The sequence below is a fragment of the Mesonia sp. K4-1 genome (assembly GCF_008017825.1).
In the GTDB taxonomy this organism is placed as follows: Bacteria; Bacteroidota; Bacteroidia; order Flavobacteriales; family Flavobacteriaceae; genus Mesonia.
This window is the reverse complement of sequence record NZ_VRLS01000004.1, coordinates 1-3,795: the sequence shown is the minus strand read 5'-3', so window position 1 is coordinate 3,795 and position 3,795 is coordinate 1. Positions and strand designations below refer to the sequence as shown.

Here is a 3,795-nt window from a genome sequence, read left to right as displayed (position 1 = left end):
GTTATATACGTCTTAAGTTAGCATTTCAATAAAAACATTAAATTAAGATCTATAAAAAAGAAAGAACAAAGAGAGGATTAAGGTTATTATATACGCAGAAGCTTAAGACTTCGTCAACATTGAAAATCCCCTCTCTTTTCTACACAGATTTCGTACAGTTCTATGAGGCTTTTAGACCTCGATTTTAAGTCGTTGAAACTCGCGTAGGTTGTCCTTTCAAAAAACATTTTCTTATGAATAAAGATATTAAATATTTTGGAATAGACATTAGCCATTTAGTTTTTGATGTTACGGATTCTGAAGGGAATTATTACCAATTTAAAAACAGCATTTCTGGCTTTAGAAAGTTTATAAAACTCTTAGGCTTGAATAGTCATTGTGTGATGGAAGCCACAGGCTATTATCACTATCAGTTGGCTTATTATTTATTAGAGTCTGGGATAAAAGTTTCCGTAGAAAACCCATTAGCAGTTAAGCGCTTTATCCAAATGAAATTGTCAAAAATTAAGACGGATAAAAGTGACTCTAAACTGATTTGTGAATATGGTAAACAAGTTGAGTTGAAGCTATGGAAAGGGAACTCGAAGCATCAAACAGAATGTCTCCAAATGACTAGACTCCTAGCTGTTTATACAAAACAGAGCACAATGCTAAAAAACAAAATACATGGTGAAGCTGTTTTAGGAAATCCCAGTAAAGCAGTTGTAAGTTCTCTCAAACGTAGTTTAAAACAGGTACAGAAAGAAATGAAAACCTTGGAAGATAAACTTTTAATATTGGTAAAAGAAGTACATCAAGATTTATTGACCCGTGTGAAAACCATACCAGGAATTGGAGCGAAAACCTCCCTCATGCTAGTGGTTCTTACCGATGGATTTGAGCGTTTTACAAGCGGAAGTGAATTGTGTAGTTATGCAGGATTAACTCCTATGATTCGCAAGAGTGGAAGCAGTGTAAATGGACGTAGTCGAATAAGTAAAATAGGAAATCAAAAACTCCGTAATTTACTATTTATGTGCAGTTTTAATGCTTGTAAATATAATAAGGCTTGCCAAGATATTTATGACCGTATAGTAGCAAAAGGGAAGAGTAAAAAACTAGCTTTAATTGCTGTGTGTAATAAGTTACTAAAACAGGCTTTTGCTATTGCAAAATCAGGACTAGTATATGATGATTCTTACAGAAGTACGTTGGCTAAAAATTAGTGAGTTTTTACTTGTTTTTTACCACAGTACTTTGTTGTGTGTAGTGCTTCTGGCACTGTTTTTCGTTTCTAATATTTCGCAATAAATCGACTTTACTTTTTTTTTCATATTCTAGTTTAGCTTTCTCAATCGTGGAATTTATAAATTTTTTACCATATTTTTTTTCAATTTCGTTGTTCATAGATTCCGCATAGCACTCTTCCTCAAATGTTGGTGCGTCGCTTGCTTTGATAATGATATTGTAATTTTTTTCCATATATTCCCAGTAAAACATTTCGAAATCTGTCAAGGTAACAGTTCCTAGTATGTCATACTCTCTAATTCCATTTTTGAAATCCATCTTTGCTATTTTTCCGATTGAGTCGCATTCTCTCAATATTGGATAGTCTTCTATTGATGGTGGTTTTTCAGGAATACTTTTACAGCTAATTACAATGAAAAGTATGAAGATAAACAAGGTTTTCATTTATTGAAATTATATTTTTACGTTATTTTTCCGCATTACACACAACGTTTATGTATAAGAATAGTGCGGTTTTGTGTGCGAGGATTTTCCGCAGGAAAATCAGACGTAACAAAAGCGCACGGACTCTTGATTAAGCACTAAACTAAGCATTATTTTTATACGGTGTTGTAAAACGTTTTTATTTCACTTTCTAAATTCCGCTCAAGATAATTCCGATAATTATAATAATCAGCGAAGTTATCAGAAACGGTTTTTTACTTTTATAAATATCCGAAATTAAATTCCAACAATACAAATAAATGAAAATTGGAATCATAAATCCCAAATACACAAAGTCTTTTTCAATTGTCAAATCGACACCAGCAATAAACCAAAACATTCGTAATAGAAAAAGTAATGTTCCAAATAAAATCCAAATCGGATTAATTTGAGCCATTCTTAATTTCAATGTTTTTCTTCTGTTTGTTGCAAATGGTTTACTCATCCACAAATAAGTCGTAAAGCAAAAAGAAAATCCAACAGAAGCAATTCCGATTAAAGTCAAATAATAAGCCGAAAACTCATAGTTTATGATATTCAACCAATTCATTGCTTCTATATTATCTCCAATATTACAAAGCCTTAAAGTTATTCGCAGTAGAGTGTTAAAAATTAAACAATATCCGATTCCAACAATAATTCCGCTATAGAATCTTAATGTTCCAATTTCTTTTATTGAGAAGTCAGATTTGAGTTTTTTCAATTCAGCGTAATGTTTGTCTTAAATGTTTTACAACGTGTTTGTGTATGGCTCGTTGCGGGAAATCCGCGAGGATTTTCCACCGTAACCGAAAGATAGCAAATTGCAATGAATTCCGATTAGGAATTCAGCCGCAATGAGCTATACACGGCTTAAGTTAGCATTTCAATAAAAACATTAAATTAAGATCTATAAAAAAGAAAGAACAAAGAGAGGATTAAGGTTATTATATACGCAGAAGCTTAAGACTTCGTCAACATTGAAAATCCCCTCTCTTTTCTACACAGATTTCGTACAGTTCTATGAGGCTTTTAGACCTCGATTTTAAGTCGTTGAAACTCGCGTAGGTTGTCCTTTCAAAAAACATTTTCTTATGAATAAAGATATTAAATATTTTGGAATAGACATTAGCCATTTAGTTTTTGATGTTACGGATTCTGAAGGGAATTATTACCAATTTAAAAACAGCATTTCTGGCTTTAGAAAGTTTATAAAACTCTTAGGCTTGAATAGTCATTGTGTGATGGAAGCCACAGGCTATTATCACTATCAGTTGGCTTATTATTTATTAGAGTCTGGGATAAAAGTTTCCGTAGAAAACCCATTAGCAGTTAAGCGCTTTATCCAAATGAAATTGTCAAAAATTAAGACGGATAAAAGTGACTCTAAACTGATTTGTGAATATGGTAAACAAGTTGAGTTGAAGCTATGGAAAGGGAACTCGAAGCATCAAACAGAATGTCTCCAAATGACTAGACTCCTAGCTGTTTATACAAAACAGAGCACAATGCTAAAAAACAAAATACATGGTGAAGCTGTTTTAGGAAATCCCAGTAAAGCAGTTGTAAGTTCTCTCAAACGTAGTTTAAAACAGGTACAGAAAGAAATGAAAACCTTGGAAGATAAACTTTTAATATTGGTAAAAGAAGTACATCAAGATTTATTGACCCGTGTGAAAACCATACCAGGAATTGGAGCGAAAACCTCCCTCATGCTAGTGGTTCTTACCGATGGATTTGAGCGTTTTACAAGCGGAAGTGAATTGTGTAGTTATGCAGGATTAACTCCTATGATTCGCAAGAGTGGAAGCAGTGTAAATGGACGTAGTCGAATAAGTAAAATAGGAAATCAAAAACTCCGTAATTTACTATTTATGTGCAGTTTTAATGCTTGTAAATATAATAAGGCTTGCCAAGATATTTATGACCGTATAGTAGCAAAAGGGAAGAGTAAAAAACTAGCTTTAATTGCTGTGTGTAATAAGTTACTAAAACAGGCTTTTGCTATTGCAAAATCAGGACTAGTATATGATGATTCTTACAGAAGTACGTTGGCTAAAAATTAGTGAGTTTTTACTTGTTTTTTACCACAGTACTTTGTTGTGG

General features: G+C 32.7%; 4 protein-coding genes. 2 read left to right on the top strand and 2 right to left on the bottom strand.

Going from position 1 to position 3,795, the window contains the following annotated elements:
- Positions 1–233: 233 nt before the first annotated feature.
- Entirely contained in the window at positions 234–1,205 is a 972-nt protein-coding gene (locus FT986_RS00075; protein WP_111542173.1) for an IS110 family transposase, read from the top strand.
- A gap of 7 nt (positions 1,206–1,212) precedes the next feature.
- Here FT986_RS00075 and FT986_RS00070 read toward each other — a convergent pair whose 3' ends face one another.
- Both FT986_RS00070 and FT986_RS00065 read right to left on the bottom strand, forming a co-directional pair.
- A complete protein-coding gene (locus FT986_RS00070; protein WP_147863264.1) occupies positions 1,213–1,671 on the bottom strand; it encodes a hypothetical protein in 459 nt (152 codons plus the stop codon).
- 190 nt (positions 1,672–1,861) lie between these two features.
- Entirely contained in the window at positions 1,862–2,413 is a 552-nt protein-coding gene (locus tag FT986_RS00065; protein WP_147863263.1) for a hypothetical protein, read from the bottom strand.
- A 370-nt stretch (positions 2,414–2,783) separates the two neighbouring features.
- On the opposite strand from FT986_RS00065, the gene FT986_RS00060 reads away from it, so the two are divergent.
- The gene (locus FT986_RS00060) at positions 2,784–3,755 is read left to right on the top strand and encodes an IS110 family transposase (protein WP_111542173.1); all 972 of its coding nucleotides are present in this window, start codon (positions 2,784–2,786) and stop codon (positions 3,753–3,755) included.
- Positions 3,756–3,795 lie beyond the last annotated feature (40 nt).